This is a genomic window from Thioclava sp. ISO4 (genome assembly GCF_058105145.1).
Window position 1 is genome coordinate 1,446,089 of the sequence record NZ_CM176571.1, and the last position, 20,177, is coordinate 1,466,265.

General features: G+C 66.8%; 21 protein-coding genes. 2 read left to right on the top strand and 19 right to left on the bottom strand.

Going from position 1 to position 20,177, the window contains the following annotated elements; genetic code table 11:
- Window positions 1-7 precede the first annotated feature (7 nt).
- The 19 genes from AC2TZ7_RS07340 to gndA all read right to left on the bottom strand — a co-directional run bounded on the left by AC2TZ7_RS07340 (window position 8) and on the right by gndA (window position 17,107).
- Window positions 8-931 carry an N-carbamoyl-D-amino-acid hydrolase gene (locus AC2TZ7_RS07340; RefSeq protein WP_489866428.1) on the bottom strand — a complete coding sequence of 308 codons (924 nt, stop codon included), beginning with the start codon at window positions 929-931 and terminating at the stop codon, window positions 8-10.
- On the bottom strand, window positions 928-2,199 hold the full coding sequence (locus AC2TZ7_RS07345) for a Zn-dependent hydrolase (protein ID WP_489866429.1): 1,272 nt from the start codon (window positions 2,197-2,199) through the stop codon (window positions 928-930). The genes AC2TZ7_RS07340 and AC2TZ7_RS07345 overlap by 4 nt, the downstream gene beginning before the upstream one ends.
- Window positions 2,196-3,431, bottom strand: a complete 1,236-nt coding sequence (locus AC2TZ7_RS07350) for a diaminopropionate ammonia-lyase (RefSeq protein ID WP_489866430.1) — start codon at window positions 3,429-3,431, stop codon at window positions 2,196-2,198. Before AC2TZ7_RS07350 ends, AC2TZ7_RS07345 begins: the two co-directional genes overlap by 4 nt.
- A gap of 29 nt (window positions 3,432-3,460) precedes the next feature.
- Window positions 3,461-4,237, bottom strand: a complete 777-nt coding sequence (locus tag AC2TZ7_RS07355; RefSeq protein ID WP_078599613.1) for an ABC transporter permease — start codon at window positions 4,235-4,237, stop codon at window positions 3,461-3,463.
- Window position 4,238: 1 nt separating this feature from the next.
- Window positions 4,239-5,090 carry an ABC transporter permease gene (locus tag AC2TZ7_RS07360; RefSeq protein WP_078539912.1) on the bottom strand — a complete coding sequence of 284 codons (852 nt, stop codon included), beginning with the start codon at window positions 5,088-5,090 and terminating at the stop codon, window positions 4,239-4,241.
- Complete coding sequence (locus AC2TZ7_RS07365) at window positions 5,087-6,172, bottom strand: ABC transporter ATP-binding protein (RefSeq protein WP_489866431.1); 1,086 nt, start codon at window positions 6,170-6,172, stop codon at window positions 5,087-5,089. The genes AC2TZ7_RS07360 and AC2TZ7_RS07365 overlap by 4 nt, the downstream gene beginning before the upstream one ends.
- Before the next feature lie 47 nt (window positions 6,173-6,219).
- Window positions 6,220-7,287 (bottom strand): substrate-binding domain-containing protein, encoded by a 1,068-nt coding sequence (locus AC2TZ7_RS07370; protein ID WP_098410191.1) that lies wholly within the window; start codon window positions 7,285-7,287, stop codon window positions 6,220-6,222.
- 115 nt (window positions 7,288-7,402) lie between these two features.
- Entirely contained in the window at window positions 7,403-8,326 is a 924-nt protein-coding gene (locus AC2TZ7_RS07375) for a MurR/RpiR family transcriptional regulator (RefSeq protein WP_489866432.1), read from the bottom strand.
- A gap of 92 nt (window positions 8,327-8,418) precedes the next feature.
- Entirely contained in the window at window positions 8,419-9,222 is an 804-nt protein-coding gene (locus tag AC2TZ7_RS07380) for a F0F1 ATP synthase subunit gamma (RefSeq protein ID WP_489866433.1), read from the bottom strand.
- Window positions 9,219-10,721: a F0F1 ATP synthase subunit alpha gene (locus AC2TZ7_RS07385; protein WP_489866434.1), complete on the bottom strand. Its 1,503-nt coding sequence runs from the start codon at window positions 10,719-10,721 to the stop codon at window positions 9,219-9,221. Before AC2TZ7_RS07385 ends, AC2TZ7_RS07380 begins: the two co-directional genes overlap by 4 nt.
- Complete coding sequence (locus AC2TZ7_RS07390) at window positions 10,708-11,442, bottom strand: F0F1 ATP synthase subunit B (protein ID WP_489866435.1); 735 nt, start codon at window positions 11,440-11,442, stop codon at window positions 10,708-10,710. Before AC2TZ7_RS07390 ends, AC2TZ7_RS07385 begins: the two co-directional genes overlap by 14 nt.
- Window positions 11,443-11,444: 2 nt before the next feature.
- The gene (locus AC2TZ7_RS07395; RefSeq protein ID WP_078519861.1) at window positions 11,445-11,690 is read right to left on the bottom strand and encodes a F0F1 ATP synthase subunit C; all 246 of its coding nucleotides are present in this window, start codon (window positions 11,688-11,690) and stop codon (window positions 11,445-11,447) included.
- A gap of 2 nt (window positions 11,691-11,692) precedes the next feature.
- Entirely contained in the window at window positions 11,693-12,379 is a 687-nt protein-coding gene (locus AC2TZ7_RS07400; protein WP_489866436.1) for a F0F1 ATP synthase subunit A, read from the bottom strand.
- Complete coding sequence (locus AC2TZ7_RS07405; protein WP_489866437.1) at window positions 12,376-12,648, bottom strand: hypothetical protein; 273 nt, start codon at window positions 12,646-12,648, stop codon at window positions 12,376-12,378. Before AC2TZ7_RS07405 ends, AC2TZ7_RS07400 begins: the two co-directional genes overlap by 4 nt.
- Window positions 12,645-12,941 (bottom strand): AtpZ/AtpI family protein, encoded by a 297-nt coding sequence (locus AC2TZ7_RS07410; RefSeq protein WP_078539904.1) that lies wholly within the window; start codon window positions 12,939-12,941, stop codon window positions 12,645-12,647. Before AC2TZ7_RS07410 ends, AC2TZ7_RS07405 begins: the two co-directional genes overlap by 4 nt.
- On the bottom strand, window positions 12,938-13,348 hold the full coding sequence (locus AC2TZ7_RS07415) for a F0F1 ATP synthase subunit epsilon (RefSeq protein ID WP_078539903.1): 411 nt from the start codon (window positions 13,346-13,348) through the stop codon (window positions 12,938-12,940). The genes AC2TZ7_RS07410 and AC2TZ7_RS07415 overlap by 4 nt, the downstream gene beginning before the upstream one ends.
- On the bottom strand, window positions 13,345-14,736 hold the full coding sequence (gene atpD / locus AC2TZ7_RS07420; protein ID WP_489866438.1) for a F0F1 ATP synthase subunit beta: 1,392 nt from the start codon (window positions 14,734-14,736) through the stop codon (window positions 13,345-13,347). Before atpD ends, AC2TZ7_RS07415 begins: the two co-directional genes overlap by 4 nt.
- Window positions 14,733-15,485 carry an SDR family NAD(P)-dependent oxidoreductase gene (locus AC2TZ7_RS07425; protein WP_083079550.1) on the bottom strand — a complete coding sequence of 251 codons (753 nt, stop codon included), beginning with the start codon at window positions 15,483-15,485 and terminating at the stop codon, window positions 14,733-14,735. Before AC2TZ7_RS07425 ends, atpD begins: the two co-directional genes overlap by 4 nt.
- Before the next feature lie 212 nt (window positions 15,486-15,697).
- Window positions 15,698-17,107, bottom strand: a complete 1,410-nt coding sequence (gene gndA / locus AC2TZ7_RS07430; protein WP_489866439.1) for an NADP-dependent phosphogluconate dehydrogenase — start codon at window positions 17,105-17,107, stop codon at window positions 15,698-15,700.
- A gap of 281 nt (window positions 17,108-17,388) precedes the next feature.
- Here gndA and efeU point away from each other — a divergent pair, with 281 nt between their 5' ends.
- Window positions 17,389-18,933 (top strand): iron uptake transporter permease EfeU, encoded by a 1,545-nt coding sequence (gene efeU, locus AC2TZ7_RS07435; protein WP_489866440.1) that lies wholly within the window; start codon window positions 17,389-17,391, stop codon window positions 18,931-18,933.
- A 38-nt stretch (window positions 18,934-18,971) separates the two neighbouring features.
- Complete coding sequence (gene efeO / locus AC2TZ7_RS07440; protein WP_489866441.1) at window positions 18,972-20,171, top strand: iron uptake system protein EfeO; 1,200 nt, start codon at window positions 18,972-18,974, stop codon at window positions 20,169-20,171.
- Window positions 20,172-20,177: the final 6 nt, after the last annotated feature.

A 20,177-nucleotide genomic window follows, 5' to 3' on the forward strand; every position in this document is an offset into this window, starting at 1 on the left:
ACCTCCATTAACTCGCGCGGTCGGCGCAGATGTCGCGATAATCCTCGGGCTCGCGGTGAAGCGCGAAGTTGAAGACGTTCTCGCGTAGCTCCCGGCAGCGGTCGAGGTCGATTTCGGCCATCGCCAGCTCATCGCCGAACCCTTGGGTCTTGGCGATGATCTCGCCGGTGGGCGCGATGATGCACGTACCGCCGATCAGGTCGCAGCCCTCTTCGCGCCCCGCTTTCGCGGTGCCGATCACCCAGCATCCGTTCGCGTAAGCCCCCGCCTGCATCGACAGGTGGTTGTGGAAGTCCTGCAGGTGGTCATGCTCGGGCGCGAGCGGATAATGCACCGGCGTATTGTAGCCCAGCATCACCAGTTCCGCCCCGCGCAGACCCAGCACGCGGAAGGTCTCGGGCCAGCGACGGTCGTTGCACAGGCACATGCCCAGTTTGCCGCCGAAGCCGTCGAAGACGCCAAAGCCCAGATTGCCATGCTCGAAATAGCGCTTCTCCAAATGCTGGAAGGGGCGCCAGTCTTCGTATTCGGGATGGCCGGGCAGGTGGATCTTGCGATATTTGCCGATGATCTGGCCGGTCTTGTCGACGGTGATCGAAGTGTTGAACCGGCGCTTCTGGCCGTTCTCGTAGGCGATCTCCGCATAGCCGAGATAGAAGCCGACACCCAGTTCGCGGGCGGTATCGAACAGCGGCTGCACCTCCGCGTTCGGCATCTCGGTCTCGTAGAATGCGTCGAGCTCGGCCTCGTCCTCGATCAGCCAGCGCGGGAAAAAGGTGGTCAGCGCCAGTTCGGGAAAGACGACCAGTTCCGCGCCGCGTCGATGGGCGTCGATCAAAAGCTTCTGCATCCGCGCCACGGCGGAGGCACGCGGCTCGTCACGCGCAATCGGTCCAAGCTGTGCGGCGGCGGCAATGAATTTGCGGGTCATGGCAATTGTCCTGTCTCGGTCGTTTGAAATTCGGGCGCGTCCTGAAGCTCCGCCTGCTGGCAGACGACATCCATCAGCACCTGTGCCCCGCCCGCGATGTCCGGGGGGGCGGTATATTCGTGAATGTTGTGGCTGACCCCGTCCTGCGAGGGCACGAAGATCATGGCCGAAGGGCAATTGGGCGCGAACATCTGCGCGTCATGGCCCGCGCCCGAGGGCATCCGGCGATGGCCCAGCCCGCGCGCATGGGCGGCGGCCTCGACGCTGTCCACCAATGCGGGGTCGAACTCCACCGGCTCGAAGCGGGCCAGCGTCCGGCGCGTGATCGCGCAGCCCCCGGCGCGTGCGAAATCCTGCGCGGCGCGCCAGAGCCGGGTCTCGGCCTTTTGCAGCGTGGCCTCGTCGGTATGGCGCAGATCGACGGTCATTACCGCTTCCTGCGGCACCACGTTCACCAGATCGGGCGAAACCCGCATCCGCCCCACGGTCGCGACCTGCGGCGGGCCGTGATCGGCGGCGATCTGCTGCGCTTCGACCGCGATCCGTGCCGCCACGGCGCCCGCATCATGGCGCAGCGCCATCGGCGTCGTGCCCGCATGGGCGGAGGCGCCCGTGACGGTGATCTCGGTCCAGGAAATGCCTTGCACGCCGGTGACGACGCCGATCTGCAGCTCCTCGGTCTCGAGCACCGGGCCCTGTTCGATATGCAGTTCCAGATAGCTATGGGGGTTCAGCGCGCCGACCGGGGCGGGGCCTGCGGCATCAATGGCGGCGAGCGCATCGCGCAGGCGCGCCCCGTCGATGCCTTCCACCTCCAGCATCTCGTCGAGCGGCAGCGCGCCTTGCGCCACGCCCGAGCCCATCATGTCGGGGGCGAAGCGCGCGCCTTCCTCATTGGTGAAGAACGCGACCGCAACGGGGCGGCGGGTGCGCGCGCCAGCCGCATTGAGCGCCTCGATCACTTCCAGCCCGGCCAACACGCCGAGGCTGCCGTCATAGAGACCGCCCGTCGCGACCGTATCGATATGCGAGCCCATCACGACCGGCGGGCCGTCTTCCTCGCCCGCGCGGATGCCCCAGCAATTGCCGATGACGTCCGTGGTGATCTCCAGACCGAGGTCGCACATCCAGCGCATCACGAGGGCGCGGCCTTCGGCGTCTTCAGGGGAAAGCGCGAGGCGCTTCACGCCGCCGCCGGGCAGGGCGCCAACCTTGCCCAGCCATTCCAGACGAAACATCAGGCGTTCTATGTCGATCGCGATACTCATGCCGCGCCCCGTACTTCGGCGGCGCTGCGGCCGACGAGGGTTTTGAACAGGGCGGCATCGGTGTCGCCTTCCGTGCCGAAACACAGGATGCGGGAGTTCGCGTCGATCCCGAGGGCTTCGCGCGCCTCATCATTCTCGGCGGCGGCAAGGAAGGCGGCGAGCCCCGCCACGGCGGATTCTCCGGCGGCCACTGGCGGATCGCCCCCCTCGGGATTGGCCAGCGCGCGCATCACCGCAACGGCATCGGGGTCGGCCACGGACATCACCGCGAAGGTCAGCGGCTCCAGCACATCCCACGCCAGCAGCGAGACCTCGCCACAGGCCAGACCCGCCATCAGCGTGTCCAGATCGCCCTCGACGGCGGTGGGTTTGCTTTCGCGGATCGTCTCGAGCCAGCAGGCCGATTGGTCGGGATCGGCAAGGATCACGCGCGGGGCCTCGGGGCCGTATCGGCGCGCGAATTGTGCCGCGACCGCCGCCGCCAGCCCGCCGACGCCGGTCTGGATGAAGATATGGGTGGGCGGTGTGCCAAGCGTATCGGCCGCTTCCGCCGCCATCAGCTCGTAGCCCTGCATCACGTCTTTCGGAATCTCGGTATAGCCCGGATAGGAAGTGTCGGAGACGACGAACCAGCCTTCGCGCGTTGCGGTCTCCTGCGCCTCGCGGACGCTATCGTCGTAATTGCCTGCGCAGCGGCGAACCTCGGCGCCATAGGCCTCGATCGCTTCCTTGCGGCCCTCGGAAACCGTAGCATGGATGAAGATCACACAGCGGCAGCCGAAGCGTTGCGCGCCCCATGCGACCGAGCGCCCGTGATTGCCGTCGGTGGCGCAGCAGACGGTCAGTTGCGAGACGATATCGGCATATTTGCTCGCCACGATATCTTCGGCGCTGGGTTCGGGGATGTCCTTGGCCTTGGCAATCTCGCGGGCCAAAAGGCGCAGAACCGCATAGGCGCCGCCCAAAGCCTTGAAGCTGCCCAGACCAAAGCGCCCGCCCTCATCCTTGAACTGAATCTCGGCCACGCCTGCCTTCGCCGCCATTGCGGGCAGCGACACGAGGGGCGTCGGCGCATAGCCTTCCCACGAAGAAATCGTGCGCTTGGCCAGATCGAAGGCGGCGTCGTTCAGAACGGCTTCCTGCTTGGGCCCGTAGCCCTTCGCGGTGTCGTAATGCGGGTTCAGAATGAGCTCGTTGGATTGCCCCTCTCCGAGGGCATTTTCGAAAATCATGGTGGGGTCCTTGTGGTTGGTCATCGCGCTCAGGCCCCCGTCTTGGAGGCGCGGCGGCGGATCAGCTCGGCCAGCGCCACGAGGGCGATGTTGCCGAACACGATCATCACGGCGAGCGCGTTGAGTGAGGGAGAGAGCGCGAAGCGGAAGTCGGAGGCGACGAGCACCGAAAGCGGTTGCGCGCGGCCCGAGACGAAAGCGGTCAGGACGTATTCGGCCGAGGACAGCACGAAGGCCACGACCCACGACGCCATCAGCCCGTTCGCCATCAGCGGCAGCACCACCCGGCGGAAGGCCGACAGGCCCGAGGCCCCCAGATCGGCGGCGGCTTCCAGCAGTCCGCGGTCGATCCGGATCAGCACCGAGGCGATCACCAGCGTCGAGAAGGGCAGCACGATCACCGTCTGCGCGGCGATCACCGTCAGCAGGCTGCGTTCCACCCCGGTCTCGTTGAACATGATCAGCTGCGCCACGGCGAGGATCAGCTTCGGGATCAGGAAGGGCGCGAGCAGCAGTACCGCGAAGATGCCGCGTCCGCGCATCGGGTAGAAGCTGATCGCAAGCGCTGCGAGCCCGCCCAGAAGCGTCGCGCAGATCGCGACGGGGAAGGCGACGCTCAGCGTGGTCAGGAAGCCCCCGCCCAGACGCCCGTCGCCCATCACCTCGGCATACCATTTCAGCGTGAAGCCCGAAAACGGCAGCGACATGATCTTGGAATCGTTGACCGAAAACAGCGCGATCATCGCGATCGGCAGATACATGAAGGCGAAGACCGCCCAGACCCAAAGCGTGGAGAGGCGCGACATGTCAGGACCCTCCCACAAGGCTGGAGCGGCGGATCAGCATCGCGCCCACGGCAAAGAAAGCCATCAGGATCGCGAGCATCGTCCAGGCGATGGCGGAACCGAGCGGCCAGTCGAACGCGGTGCCGAAGAGGTCGTTGATCGCCGAGATCACGGTGATCCCCGAGGCCCCACCGAGAAGCTGTGGCGTCAGGTAATCGCCGACCACCATCACGAAGACCATCAGCCCACCGGCGACAAGGCCGGGGAAGGTCAGCGGCAGGGTCACGCGGGCAAAACGGCTGGGGCTGCGCGCGCCCAGGTCGGCGGCGGCTTCCAGCCACGCGTCGTCGAGGCTCTCGAAGGCGAGCCAGAGCCCGATCACCATGAAGGGCAGGTAGTTATAGGTCAGCGCGATATGGGTCGCGAGCGGTGAAAACAGCAGCCCCTGAATGGGCGCGTCGGTGACGCCCGCCCAGATCAGCGAGCGGTTGATGACCCCTTCGGCCCCCAGCAGCACGCGCCACGCAAACACCCGCACCAGATCGCCGGAATAAAGCGGCACCAGCAGCAGCGTCAGCAGCGCGGATTTCATCGCGCCCGCGCGTTTGGCGAGGAACCACGCGACCGGGTAGCCGATCACGGCGGTGATCGCGACGACGAGCGCCCCCGAGCCGAAGGCTTTCAGGATCAACCCCCGATAGGTCGCGGACCCCGCGATCTTTGCGTAATTGGCGAAGGACGGGTCGTAGGAGATCGCGACGAAATCGACGCGGAAGAAGCTGTAGGCGAACAGGATCAGCAGCGGCGCCACGCAAAGCGCCAGCAGGAAGGCCGTCACCGGGGCGGCGAGGAGCGTGCCGACGCGCAGGCTCATGGCTTGGCCTCCGTGGCCCGGTCTGCCTTCTGTTCGGCCTCGGGCCGCGCGATCCAGACCTGCGCGGGGTCGAAACCGATGCGGATCTCCGCACCGATCTCGGGCACGTCGTCATGGCCGACGGTCAGCGCCAGCGTGATGCCCGCGGCTTCGGCTTCCACCAGCCACTCCGCGCCGCGATAAACGGCATGGGTCACGCGCGCGGAAATCCGGCCCTGCGGATCGAGGAACAGTTGCTCGGGGCGCAGGCAGAGCACGGCGGGAGAGCCGGCTTTGAGGCCGCGCACGCCGGGTGTCGCGAACTGGCCCAGCGGGGTCTCGATCTCATAGGCGCCAATAGCGGTGTCGGTGACCTTGCCGGGCACGCAGGCCGCGCCACCGATGAAATCGGCCACATAAGCGGTCTCGGGGCGGCGATAAATCGTATCCGGCGCGCCTTGTTGTTCGATGATCCCGTCACGCATCACGATGATCCAATCCGAGAGCGCGAAGGCCTCTTCCTGATCGTGGGTGACATGGAGAAAGGTCATTTTCAGTCGCCGCTGCAGGTCTTTCAGCTCGATCTGCATGTCCTTGCGCATCCGCCGGTCGAGCGCAGAAAGCGGCTCGTCCAGCAGCAGAAGGCGCGGCTCGTTGGCAATCGCACGGGCCAGCGCCACGCGCTGTTGCTGCCCGCCCGAGAGCTGGCGCGGGCGGCGGTCGGCCATCGCGGTCATTTGCACGGTTTCCAGCGCCGCGCGGGCCTTTTCGCGCTCTTCCTTGCGGCTCAAGCCCTTGTAGCGCAGGCCGAAGCCCACGTTTTCCAGCACGCTCAGATGCGGGAAGAGGGCGTAGCTCTGGAAGACGGTGTTGATCGGGCGGGCGCTTGCGGACACGTCGTTGATCTTCTTGCCGTCGAGCTCGAGCATCCCCTCGCTCACCTCCTCGAACCCGCCGATCATGCGCAGGATCGAAGTCTTGCCGCAGCCCGAAGGCCCCAGAAGCGTGACGTAGGAATTCTCGTCGAGCCGGAAATTAACACCGCGCACGGCCTGCACGGTGCCATATGTCTTACACAGGGCACGCGCGCGGAGCAGGGGCATTGTCTGCCCCTGCCCACCCGTCGGCCCGGAACCTGCCTCGGTCATTCTTAGCTGGCCTTCACTTCGTTCCAGAGTGCGACCCAGTCGTTGTAGCGCGGCGGATTTTGCTTCCAGACGAAGTTATCCATCACCGACAGGTCCTTGATGAAGATCTTCTCCTGCTGGGCTTCGTCGATCTCGTCGCGCGCGGCGGAGGTCGATTGCGCATAAGGGCCGCCATAGGCGAGCTTCTTGCCGTAGGTCGGGCCGAGCAGGTAGTTCACCAGTTCGAACACCGAGTCCCGACGCGCGCCCTCGACGCCTTTGGGCACGGCAATCGTGTCGCACCAGCCGATGACGCCCTGCTTGGGTTTGGCCATGCCCATTTCGAGACCCTTTTCCTTCAGGTCGTAATAGGGCGGCACCCAGGAGAAGGCGCAGACCACTTCGCCGGTCGCGAACAGGTTGGTCAGGTCGCCGATGGAATTCCAGTAGGTGCGCAGCTTGCTCTTCTGGATCATCAGCACCTTTTTCACTTCGGCGAGCTGCTTGTCGTCCATCGTGAACATTTCGTCGCGCGGGATGCCCAGATACATCGCGGCGATCATGATCCCTTCGAGCGCGTAGTCGCGCATCGCGAGCTTGCCGTTGTATTTGTCGCCTTCGAAGAAGACCGACCAATCGGGCTCTTCATCCATCAGGTCGGCGCGATAGACGATCGGGTTGATGCCCCAATAGAAGGGGATGCCGTAGGTCTGGCCGTCCGTCTTGCCCAGATCGGTCTTCTTGAACGTGTCGTAAAGGAGCTTCGCGTTCGGCACCTTGTCGAAGTCGATCGGCTGCAGAAGGTCCGAGGCGGTATAGTAGGACACCTTGTCGAGGCCGGGCGTGATCAGGTCGACCGAGGAGGCCCCGCCGGCGCGCAGTTTCGCGAATTGCTCGTCATCGGTGCCGATGAAGGTTTTGGTCAGGTCGACGTCATGGCTGTCGAGGAAGGGCGCGAGATAGTCGTCTTTCGCGAGGTTCTCCCAGGTCATCCAAAGAAGATCGGTCGCGGCCAGCGCTCGTCCCGCCGGGCCGAACGCCCCGAGAGCGGTGCCCGCAAGCGCAGATTTCAGGAATAGTCGGCGATCCATGGCATATCCTTTCGCTGCATGAGATGGCGAGGTCACCTTCGCAGGAAAGAATTATTTCACAAAACGCTAAAAATGAAAATACGCTTTCATTCGGGCCATGCGCAGTTTTTAGGCGCTATTTGTCCTGTTTTGCAGCCTTGGTGAGCGCCTCAAGGCTCTCCGGGGGCGGTCCGAGGTCGTCGAAACGCGCATGAAGGTCCTCGATCCGGGCGAGTCGGGCGCGCGCTTCGGGGCCCAGCGAGTCCACCAGACTCGAGCAGAGAAAGTTGATCAGGCTCATCGCGACGACCGTGCTGTCGAAGATGCTTTGCCCGCGATTGTGGCAGCGCAGGGTGATCGTCGCGTGGCGCGCGGTCTGCGCCACGGTGGGGTCGCCGATCAGGATCGTCGGGATGCCCGCCTCGCGCGCGACGGTCATCACCTCTCCCAGCGCCCGCGGCCTGCGCCGCAGCCCGATCGCCAGCAGCACATCGCCCGGCACGAACCCCGCGACATCCTCGGCGAGCGAGGCGCCCTCATAGGGCAGAAGCTGCACATCCGATTTCAGATTGAGCAGCAAGGCGCGGGCATAGATCGCAAGCGCCCGCGAATTCCGGTAGCCCAGCACCCAGATCCGGCGCGCCGAGGCGAGATGTTCGACCGCGTCGGCCACCGCCTCTTCCGAGAGAATCTCGGTGCTGCGCGAGAGGTTCTGCATATCCTGCGCGAAGTGATCGGCCAGTTGCCCCGGCTCGGTACCGTCGCTCAATTCGCTCAGCGGCGAGCCCCAGCTTCCGTTGCGCCGCGAATGCAGCCGCGCCTCGTTGTAATTGCGATAGCCCAGCCGCTTGAAGAAGCGCGCCGCCGTGGCCGAGGAAATCCCCGCGCTCTCGGCCAGCTCCGCAGCCGTGTAGCTCGACAGGGTCGATTGCGCCTCGAGCACGACCTCGGCAAGGCGTTTCTCGCTGGGGGTCAACTCGGGAAAAATCGCCATGATCCGCATGTCGATCGGGTCATTTCCCGACCCGGGTTGCGCCTCGGGGGACATCTCTTGCGTCACATCGGCCTCGTTTCTGCTCGAGCCCAAGTCTTGTTGCAAGCGGGCGCGCTTTTCAAGCGATGCCTGTGTGCAGCGGGGCTGTAGGTCACATCTCAACTGGACGTGACGCCGGCCGAAAGCTCCAGAATTTCCGTCGTCACCGACTCTTGCCGCGAAATCCGGGCGGTCTGTTGCAGCGTATCGAGCTTGCGTTCGGTCATCCCCTGAGCGGAGGCCATGGCGAGCATCCGGGCGGTGTTTTCCGCAGCCGTGGCATGCAGCGCGACGCGGCACAGCTCCGCATGTAGCAGCTCGGCAAAGAGCGACGCGCAAAGCTGCGCGGGCGGCAGCGTCAGCAGGGGCGGCTGGCTTGGCGGCGGGGTCGACCGGGTCGGGCGGGGGAAGATGCGGCGGCGGCGGGCTTTCCAGCTGCCATCTTCCGTCTGGGCGTAGAAGGCATCGATCGGGGCGCGGCCCGCCAGTTGCAGCAGCGTTTCGGCCAGCCGGTCGGCGAAGGGCGGAACCGCGGGGCCGTGCGAGGGCAGGGGGAACTGCGCCAGCGCGCTCAGCCCCTGCTCGGCGGCCAGCGCCGCGCCACGCGTGCCGATCACGACGAGACCGCCGGGCGGCGTGCCCAGCTCGCTCAGAAGCCGGGCGTTGAACGAGCCAGCAAAGCCCTGTTCGGCGAGAAACAGAACGGTAAGCGGCGGCCCTTCGGGTTTGGGCGGCGTCGGCGCGAGCGACAGAACCCGGTCGAGCGCACGGCTCACAGTCGCCGCATGCAGATCCACCGAGGCAAGCTCTCCCTCTGTCTGACGCACGCGCGCGCCCGCGATGGCGCGCATCGCCCGGATCACCGAGGCGAGCGTGCGGATACTGCCGATCCGCGCTTCGATCTCGGCAAGCTGCTCGCTCATTCCGAGCCCTCCGGCACAAGCCCCTTCAGGCACTCCACGATCTGATCGTGCAGGCCCTCGCTGAGCGTGGCGGAGAAATCCGCCCCCGACAGCCCTGCCGCATCGAGCGCATCGGGCAGCGCCGCGCGCAGCGCGTCGATCTGCGCGGGCTCCAACCCGTCGAGAAGCCCCGTCTGCACCGCCAGAACCAGCGCCACCTCATCGGCGAGGCGCAGCGGCGCATGCTGGATCTGCGCCAACACCGCGCGCACCGCCCGACCGCGCGCAAGCTGCGCCTTCACCCGCGTATCGGGCATCCCCCCGAAACGCGTGAAAATCTCCAATTCAAGGAACTGCGCGTAATCGAGCCGCATCGATTCCGCTGCGTCGCGCAGGCTGCGCGCCTGCGTCTTGCCGCCGACCCGGCTGACCGAAGTGCCGACATCCACGGCGGGTTTCTGGCCGCGGTTGAACAGCTTGGCATCCAGCGCGATCTGCCCGTCGGTGATCGAGATCAGGTTGGTCGGGATGAAGGCCGCGAGGTTGCCTGCGTCGGTCTCGGCAATCGGCAGGGCGGTCAGCGTGCCGCTGCCCAATGCGTCCGACAGCCGTGCTGCGCGTTCCAGAAGCCGGGCGTGAAGATAGAAGATATCGCCCGGATAGGCCTCGCGCCCCGGCGTCTGCCGGGTCAGCAACGCAAGCTCGCGATGCGAGGCGGCGTGGCGCGTGAGGTCGTCGAGTACGATCAGAGCGTGGCCGCCGGTGTCGCGCAACTCCTCGGCCATGGTCATGCCTGCGAACGGGGCGAGCCATTGCATCCCCGGCGGCGTCGACGGCCCGGCCACCACGATGATGGTGCGCGCCAGCGCCCCGTTGCGCCGAAGCGTCTCGATAACGCGTTCCACCGACGAGGTCTTCTGCCCGATCGCGACATAGACCGAGGTCACGTCGCCGTCTTTCTGGTTCAGGATCGTGTCGAGCGCGAGCGTGGTCTTGCCGGTCGCGCGGTCGCCCACGATCAGCTCGCGCTGGCCCCGTCCAAGCGCGAAGAGGGCATCCACCACCAGCGTGCCGGTCTGCATCGGCTCCACCACCGCCGCGCGGTCGATGATCGCCGGGGCGGGGCGTTCGACCGGGTGTTTTGCGCTAGTCGTGATGGGACCTAGCCCATCGAGGGGCCGCCCGAGCGGATCGACGATCCGGCCCAGCAGTTCCGGCCCGACCGGCACCCGCATCACGTCGCCCGTGCCGGTGACCGCATCGCCCTGCGCGACGCCCGCGATATCGTCGAGCAGCACCGCCGCGAGGGTCTCTTCGTCGAGCACATGGACGAAGCCCGATTGCCCGCCCTCGAAGACCAGCCGCTCCCCGGCGCGGGCTTCGGGCAGGCCCGACACCATCGCGACGCCATCGGACACGCGCTCCACCCGGCCGCTGCGGCGCACGACGGGGCCGAGCGGCGCACGCGCGATGGCCTCGAGGCTGCGGTCCAGCCACTCGTCGGGATCATTGGGTGTCATTGGCCACCTCCTTGCGCATCCGGGCGAGATCGGCGGCCCATGAGCTTTCGAGGTGCAGGTGCTTGGTCTCCAATGCGAGGCCGCAGATCAGCTCCGCATCGGTTTTAATCGCCGGGCTGATCTCTTCGCCCAAGGTCTTTCCAAGGCGATCGGCGAAGGCCTCTCCGAAACCGGCCTCTGTCGCCTCGCTGATCCGCAGCATGAGTTTCTCCGAGCCGAGCGCGGCGCGATCTTCCGTGTCGAGTGCCGCGACCTGCGCCAGAAGGTCTGTCGCATAGGCTTCGAGCAGTGCGGGCCGCGACAGGCGCGTGCCGATCCGCTCGGCCATGCGCTGCGCCAGATCGGCGGCGCGCGCCGCATAGCGCTTCTCGGCCTCCTCTGCGCGGGCGGCGCGTTCGGCCTCTGCGGTGCGGGCCATATCGGCGGCCTCTGCGCGGGCGTGATCCAGAAGCGCCTTGCGCGCGGCTTCGGCCTCGGTCTGGGCCTGCGCCAGCATCTCGGACTTGCGCGTGCCGACCTGATCGAGCGCCGCCTCGGCCTGCGTCTTCGCCTCATCGGCTTTGCGCGCGGTCTCGTTCGCGTCGCTCAATTGCTTGTCCGCCTCGGCCTGACGCGCCTGGATGGCACTCACGATCGGGCGCCAAAGCACCCGGCTCAGAAGCCAGATCAGCACCGCCGCATTGAGCGTCTGCAGCCCGAGCGTCCACCAGTCCAGTGTCATGATCAGCCGATGAACGGGTTGGCGAACAGCAGCAGAAGCGCGATCACGAGGCAGTAGATCGCCGTCGTCTCGATCATCGCGAGCCCGACGAAGAGCGTGCGCGAGATCGCGTTCGCGGCCTCGGGCTGGCGGGCAATCGCGTCCATCGCAGCCGCGACCGAGCGCCCCTCGCCAAGCGCGGGACCAAGCGCCCCGAAGGCCACCGCCGCGGCGGCCGAGATGACGCTCGCCACTTCAATATATTCCATGATCAGTCCTTTCCGGATCCGTGGGAGGTTTGGGATTCCGCCACTGCCGCCGCGATGAAGACCATGGCGAGGACGGTAAAGATGTAGGCTTGGACAAGCCCGGTCAGCAGGTCGAGCGCCATGAAGGGGATCGGCACGAACAGCCCCGCAAGCGAGAGCACGATACCGATCACGAAGACCCCGCTCATTATGTTGCCGAACAGGCGGATCAGCAGCGAGAAACTGCGCGTCAGCGTCTCGACGAGGTTCAGCGGGATCATCAGCGGCGTCGGCATCGCGAAGCTGCGCAGGTAGCCACGCACGCCGCCCGCGCGGATGCCGTAGACGATCACCGCCACGAAGACGAGCAGCGCAAGGGCCGCGTCGGTTTCGAGGTTGGCGGTCGGGGGTTCAACGCCTGGGATCAGCGAGGACCAGTTCGCGATCAGGATGAACAGGAACAGCCCGCCGAGGAAGGTGCGGTAGCGGTCGGGGGCGACGCTCATCGTCTCGCGGATCTGGGTGTCGAGCATCGTCACCAGCAGCTCCAGCGCCGCTTGGCGCCGTCCGGGCTTGAGGCTCAGGTTTCGGGTCAGCGCGTAGCACCCGGCCACGATTACCACCATCAGCACCCATGTCGTGACGACAGGTTGCGTGATCGGCACGGGGCCGATCCAGAACAGCACGGTGGTCTCCAGCGGCGAGTTCATGCGGATCTCGCGCGGCGCAGGGTCAGCATCCGACCGATGCCGATCCCGAGCGCCGCCGCCAGCAGCGGCACGGCGCCCAGAAGCGCGCAGCCCACGAGAACCCCGATGGTCAGCCCGAAGCGCAGCACGGTCAGCGCGATCGCCTTCAGCGCCTTGCTTTCGAGCAGCATCGCATCCGTGCCCGCCCGCAGCAGGGTGAAATGCAAGAGGCCCACGCCGATGCCGAGGATCAGGGCTCCTGCGCCAAAAAGAACCTCCACCGCGCTCATTGCTGTTGCACCCAGCGCCAGCCCAGCCAGCACCCCACGACAAGCCCCACCATCATCAGCGCGGCGGTCCAGAAGATGCCCGACTGGGCGCTCCGGTCGATCCATCTGCCGCCCGCGGCCCCCGCCAGCATCGGCAGCACCACGATCCATCCGAGCACACCGATCTGGCCCAGCCGTCTTGCCAGCGGGATGTCACCCTCCTCTCGGGCTTTCTCGATCCGGGCGGCGTGGCGGCGCGCGGCGCTCTCCATCGGCTCCTCCGTCTGTTCCGGGTCTTCCGGCGAGTGGGTCATGTCCAGTCCTTCCGAGCCTGCGCGCCGTCGAGGCTGGCCACCAGCTGCCGGATCGCGAGCAGATGCAGCCGGGTGGAGTCGGCCTGTTCGGTCTTCGCGGCGTCATCCTCGGCCTGAAACCGTTTCAGGATCGTGTCGCCGAGCTCGGGCAGATCGCCGGTCACCGCGGCGCGGGTCGAGACCGAGACGTCGCTTCCATTCTCGACCATAAGAACACCGCCCTTCACCGCGCAATAGTGCCGTTGGCCCTCGACCTCCCAGGAGATGACCGAGATGCTGAGGCTGGTGAGAAACTCGGCATGGCCGGGCAGGATGCCGAAGCCGCCGCTCTCGTCCTCGGCCCGGATCGCGGTGACGTCCTTGGCATCGACGACGATTTCGAGAGGCGTGGCGATGGTGAGCCTCATGCCGCGGCCTCCTCTCGCTGGCGGGCCTCGTCGATCCCGCCGATCATGTAGAGCGACTGATCCGACCAGTCGTCCGCCTCGCCCGCGAGGATCGCGCGGCAGCCCTCCAGCGTATCGGCCAGCGGCACCGAGCGCCCGGTCTGGCCGGTAAAGGCCTCGGTCACGACGAAGGGCTGGGTGAGGAAGCGTTGCAGCTTGCGCGCGCGGCGCACCGCCAGCCGGTCGGCCGCGCCCAGCTCCTCGACGCCGAGAAGCGCGATGATGTCCTGCAATTCGCGGAACCGCGCCAACAGCGCCCGCGCCTCGCCTGCCAGCTGGAAATGGTCCGCCCCGACGATCTCGGGGTCGAGCAGTTGCGAGGACGAGGCGAGCGGGTCGATCGCGGGGTAAATCCCCTCCGAGGCCAGCTGACGAGACAGCACGATGGAGCTGTCCATATGCCCCGAAATCGCGGTTACCGCCGGATCGGTGAAATCGTCAGCCGGCACATAGACCGCCTGAATTGCCGTGACCGAGGCCCCGGCGGCGGAGGCGATGCGCTCCTCCAGTTCCGCGACTTCGGAGGCGAGGGTGGGCTGGTAGCCCACGCGCGAGGGCAGGCGGCCCAGAAGCCCCGAGACCTCGCTGCCCGCCTGCACGAAGCGGAAGACGTTATCCATCATCAGAAGGACGTTGCGATGATCGCGGTCGCGGAAATCCTCGGCGATGGAGACGGCGGTCAGCGGCACCCGCCAGCGCGCGCCGGGCGGCTCGTTCATCTGGCCATAGACCAGCGCGGTGCGGGCCAGAACGCCAGAGTCGGTCATGTCGGCGAGCATCTCGTGACCCTCGCGCGAGCGTTCGCCCACGCCCGCGAAGATCGCGATGCCCTGATATTTCTCGACCATCGTGTTGATGAGTTCCATCACCAGCACCGTCTTGCCCACGCCCGCGCCGCCGAACATCGCAGCCTTGCCGCCGCGGGCCAGCGGCAGCATCAGGTCGATCACCTTGATCCCGGTCTCGAAAGCGGTGACCGCGCCGCTACCCGACAGGCGCGGCGGCGTGCCATGGATCGGGCGGCGTGGCGTGCCCTTGGGCAGCGGGTCGCCGCCATCGCGCATCGCCCCCGTCACATCCATCAGCCGCCCCAGGACGGCCTCGCCGACCGGCACTTCGAGCGGCTTGCCCGTGGCGCGCAGCTTGCGCCCGCGCGACAGGCCGAGCGTCGATTGCAGCGCGATGGCGCGCACCCGATGCGCGTCGAGATGGCCATGCACCTCGAAGCTGCCTGGCATGTCGTCATCCGTCAGCGTCAGGATCGAATGGATCGGCGGCAGCGGGCCATCGAAACTTGCGTCGATGACCGGCCCGCGCACCGCGATGATCCGCCCTTCTGTCGTGCTCATCGCGAGGTATATCCGCCGTCGACGAGGTGATAGCTGCCATTCACGAAGCTCGCGGCATCCGACAGCAGGAAGCAGGTCAGCGCCGCGACTTCCTCGGGCGTGCCGAGCCGTCCGGCGGGATGCAGCGCGACCAGCGAGTCCTTCACCTCGGGCGCCAGACCCGACAGAAGCGGTGTTTCGATGAAGGCAGGGCCGACCGCATTGACGCGGATGCCCTGTGCCGCGTGATCGATCGCCGCCGCCCGCGTCAGGCCCAGAAGCGCATGTTTCGCCGCGACATAGGCGCAGGCGCTCGGAAACGCGACCGAGCCGAGGATCGAGGACATGTTCACGATCGCGCCGCCGCCCGATTTCAGCATCGCGGCGATCGCGAAGCGCATCCCGTAGAACACCCCGTTCAGGTTGACGTCGATCACCTGTTTCCAGCCGTCGAGCGGATACTCCCCGAACGGCACCTGCGGACCGCCGATGCCCGCATTGTTCACGGCCAGATCCAGCTTGCCGAAGGTCGCGACGGCCTTCTCGACCATCGCCTCGACCTCGGTGGCAGAGGTGACATCGACCGCCATCGGCTCGGCGGTGCCGCCAGCCTTGCGGATTTCCTCGGTCACGGACTTGGCCGCGTCCGCGTTCTGATCGGCCAGCAGGACCGAGGCGCCGCGCGCCGCCAATTCCTTGGCGATTGCCGCGCCGATCCCTGATCCCGCGCCCGTAACGATAGCTGATTTACCTTCGAAATCCCGTGTCATAGCAGTCCCGGCCTCCGTTTTGGATGCGCAGAGGGTAACGATCTCGGTGCGTTAGGACTTTGATGGGGATCAAGCGCGGCGGGCCCGGTTGGGGCATACACGAACTCGTGATTGCGGCGCGTGGTTCGCGGCGTCTGGCTCCCCGCGAAACGGAAGCCGCCCGCGACTCTGCGCGAGCCGCGGGCGGTGATCTTTCAGCGAAGAGGGCGCGCTTACATCGCCCAGGGGCCGTGGAAGTCGCCGCCCTCGCGGTCGGTGCGCTCGAACCCATGCGCGCCGAAGAAATCGCGCTGGCCCTGGATCATGTTCGCGGTGCCGCGTGCGGTGCGCATCGTGTCGAAATAGCTCAGCGCCATCGACAGGGCCGGAACCGCCAGCCCGTGGGCTGCGGCGATGCTGACGACCTTGCACAGCGCACCGTGATGCGCCTTCAGCAGACCCGCGAAATAGGGCGCATACATCAGGTTGCGATCGGGTGACTCGCTCAGTGCGCTCGCCATATCGTCGAGCATCGCCGAGCGGATGATGCAGCCGTCGCGCCAGACCAGCGCGATGTCGGGCAGCGGCAGATCCCAGTCGAAGGGCGCATTGGCCGAGCGCAGCAGCTCGAAGCCTTGCGCGTAGCACAGGATCTTGCCCGCGATCAGCGCGTTCTCCAGATCCTCCGCGCTCAGCGCGCCTTCGGGAAGCGCCTCGGGGGCCGCGCCGAACATATCCTCGCCCTGCTTGCGCGCATCGAGCCGCGACGACAGGTTGCGCGCCATCACCGCCGCTTCGATCACCGGAACGGGGGCGGCCAGATGCTGCGCCTCGATCACGGTCCAGCGGCCGGTGCCTTTCTGGCCTGCGCGGTCGAGGATGATGTCGAGCATCGGCTTGCCAGTCTCGGGATCGGTGGCGCGGGCGACCTTGCCGGAGATCTCGATCAGGTAGGATTTCAGCGCGCCTTCGTCCCATTTCGCGAAGATCTCGCCGCAGGCCTGCGAGTTCAGCCCCATGCCGTCGCGCATCACGCCATAGGTCTCGGCGATCATCTGCATATCGGCATATTCGATGCCGTTATGCACGGCTTTGACGAAATGACCCGAACCGCCCTTGCCCATGAACCCGGCGCAGGGCGTGCCGTCGAATTTCGCGGCGATCGCGTTGAGGATCGGAGCCACGCGGTCCCAGTCCTGCTGCTTGCCGCCGCCCATGATCGCAGGCCCGTGGCGCGCGCCTTCTTCACCGCCGGACACCCCGATGCCGAGGAAACGGGGCCCCGCCTTCGCCGCTTCTTCCGCACGGCGCTCGGTGTCGTGGAAGTTGGCGTTGCCCGCGTCGATGATCAGATCGTCCGCGTCGAGATGGGCGCGCAGCGCCGCGATCTGCTGATCGACCGGCTCGCCTGCGGGGACCATCAGGATGATCGCGCGGGGTTTCGCGATCGAAGCCACCAGATCTTCGAGATTTTCGCAGGGCGTGATCTTGGACGCCAGCTCGCCCGCGTTCTCATGGAAGGTCTTGGTGACGCTGGTGGTGCGGTTGAACACCGAGATGTCGAACCCTTTTTCCGCGATATTGAGGGCAAGCATGCCGCCCATGGTGCCAAGGCCGATCAGCCCGATTTGCGATTGTGCCACGATACGGCCTCCGAAATTGTTGCATGCGGGCCGCGTCAGGCGCCCGGGGCGTCGTCTCTTTCGCTGCGCCGGACCGCCAGATTGCGCGGCGCTGCGAGGGCGACCCGCACGAATTGCCCCAAGACGGCGGAAGTTGCAAATCCCCGACGCGCTGCGTGGGGCGGAGAAACGCGATAACGAGTTTCTGAGCAATTTACTCGGAAAAGGGGTTGCGCCCGTCGATCTGCGTCACTAACGAATACCCAATCAATTTACTCGGGAATCGACGGGGTGCCCACAGCATGTTGGCAACATTCATCATCGGCCTGCGCGAAGGGCTCGAGGCGGCGCTGATCGTCGGGATCATTGCGGCCTTCCTGCGCGCCCGGGGCGAGCGTTTGACCGAGATGTGGCTTGGCGTCGCTGCCGCCGTGGCGCTGGCCGTCGGCGTTGGCGCGGGGCTCGCGCTGGTCGAGGCCGCTTTGCCGCATAGCGCGCAGGAAAAACTCGAATGCGTGATCGCCGCCGTCGCGGTCGTCTTCGTGACGCTGATGGTGCTCTGGATGACGCGCCACGCGGCGGGGCTGAAGGGACAGATCGAGCGCGACGCCGACGCGGCGCTGGGGCAGGGGAGCCGGGTCGCGCTGGCGGCGATGGCCTTCCTCGCCGTGCTGCGCGAGGGGTTCGAGACCGCCGTCTTCCTGCTCGCCACGATCTCCGGCGCGCAGACCGGACATTGGGCGGGCCTCGGCGCGGCGCTTGGCCTCGCGGCATCGGTCGCGCTTGGCTGGGCGATCGCGCAGGGCGGGATGCGGCTCAATCTGGGGCGCTTCTTCCGCTGGACCGGCGTGTTCCTGATCCTCGTCGCGGCGGGGCTGGTGTTGCAGACGCTGCGCTCGGCCCATGAGGCGGGCTGGTTGCTGGCAGGTCAGCAGCGCATTGCCGATCTGAGCTGGCTCGTGGCCCCCGGCACAGTGCGCTCGGCGCTGATCACCGGCGTGCTGGGCATTCCCGCCGATCCGCGCCTGATCGAGGTGCTGGGCTGGATCGCCTATCTGATCCCGGTCGCGGCGCTGACCTATTGGCCGCGTGCACTGCGCCCCGATCCTCGCACGGCGCAATGGCTGCGCGGCTCTCTCGCGGTCGCCTTCGCAGCGCTGGCCGTCGGTATCGCGGCGCTGTGGCCTCAGCCGCAGGTGACGCTGCCCGATCATGCGCCGCGTGTGCTGGAAGGCGATGTCGACACCTCCGCCGGGCCCGATCTGCGTTTGCAGGGACAGGTTCTCGAGATGGGCGCGACCCGCGTTGATCTGACGGGCGCTGAGGCTACGCCGGAGCGGCATCTGGGCCTGCCGAGCTTGCATCGCCAAGTGCAGAGCCAGACCGAGATCGCGGACGCTCCCGGCCAGATCGACCTCGCCACGCTTGCGCAGCTCGCGGGTGGGCGGCTGCCCGTGGGCGTCAGCCCGGCGCGCAACCCCGGGCCTTTCGTGGCCGAGTGGACGCGGCTGGAGCAGGTGACCGTCTGGACCGCAGGCGATGCGCTTCTCGATGCGCAGGGCCGCAGCGCGGTGACGCTGCGCCTGTCGGGCGGCGGGCTGACCACGCCGCGCACGCTGCGCGTCGATGCAGCGCCCGGCGGTTCGGCAAGCGGTGCTTGGGTCATGGCCCCCGCCGCCGCGCAGGACGCCGCCGATGCGCTGCGCGCCGTGCGCCGTGCCCGCATCGAGCACCAGTTCTGGGCCCGAGAGCTGCCCGTGATCCTCTTCCTCATCGCGCTCGCGCTGGCGGCCTCTGCGCTCGCCCGTGCGCGCCCCGCATCGTTTTTCCCCGCCAGGTCCCTCTGACCAAGCCAAAACCGCAGAGCAAATACAGGAGCCTGACAATGAACATGTCGTCCCGCGCGCGCCGTCGCGCCGTTCCCCTTCTCGCCGCAACCGCGTTCTTCGCGCAGCCCGCACTGGCCGATGCGCCGATGAATAACGGGGCTGCGCAGGTCGCGATCACGCTGACCGGCGATAATGGCGGTGCATGCGTCCTCGATCACAACAGCGCGGCGGCGGGGCCGATCACCTTCACGGTGACCAATGAATCCGCCCCGGCGATCTCCGAGCTGGAGCTGCTGTCCGACAGCCGCATCCTCGGTGAGAAAGAGAACCTCGCCCCCGGTCTGCCCGCGTCGAGCTTCACCGTCACGCTCGACGGTGGCGACTATCGCATCTATTGCCCGGGCGCTGCCGAAGACACCGTGGCCTTCACCGTGACCGGCGAGAGCAAGCAGCGCGCGCAAAGCGCGATCGGCGATCTCTTGGACGAAGGCACCGCAGGCTATGCCAACTACGTTGAAGGCATGGTCGACGCGATGGTGACCGCGAGCGAACGTCTCGCCGCGAAAGTGGATGCGGGCGACGTGGAGGGCGCGAAGGCCGCCTATGCGCAGGCGCGTCCGTTCTACGAGCGGATCGAGCCCGACGTCGAAGGCTTCGTGCTGCCCGGCACCGACCCGACCGACAATTCGGGCAACCTCGATTACCTGATCGACATGCGCGCCTCGAACCTCGACCCGGCGGTCGGCTGGCACGGCTTCCACGCGGTGGAGCGCGACCTGTTCGAGGGTGGCGAGATCACCGACGAGACCAAGGCGCATGCCGCGGAGCTGGTGAAGAACGTCAAGATGCTCGCCGATCTCTCCGGCGGGATCGAGTATCGCCCCGAAGATCTCGCGAACGGCGCGGCGGCCCTTCTGGAAGAAGTGCAAAGCGGCAAGATCAGCGGCGAGGAAGAGGCCTATAGCCATATCGACCTCGTGGACTTCGCGGCCAATATCGAAGGCGCGCATCAGGCCTTCGCCTTCCTCGAGCCGGGGCTGAAGCGGATCGACCCGGACGTGGCCGAGACCATCGCGCAGCGCTTCGCGGATGTGCAGACGATGCTCGAAGACTACCGCGATCCCGATGCTCTGGGCGGCTACAAGATCTACGATGCGGAGCTGCGCAAATCGGACGCGGTGAAGCTGAGCCGTGCGATCCAGATGCTGCAGGAGCCGCTGTCGCGGATCGCCGAAAAAGTCGCCACGGCAAGCTGAAGACGA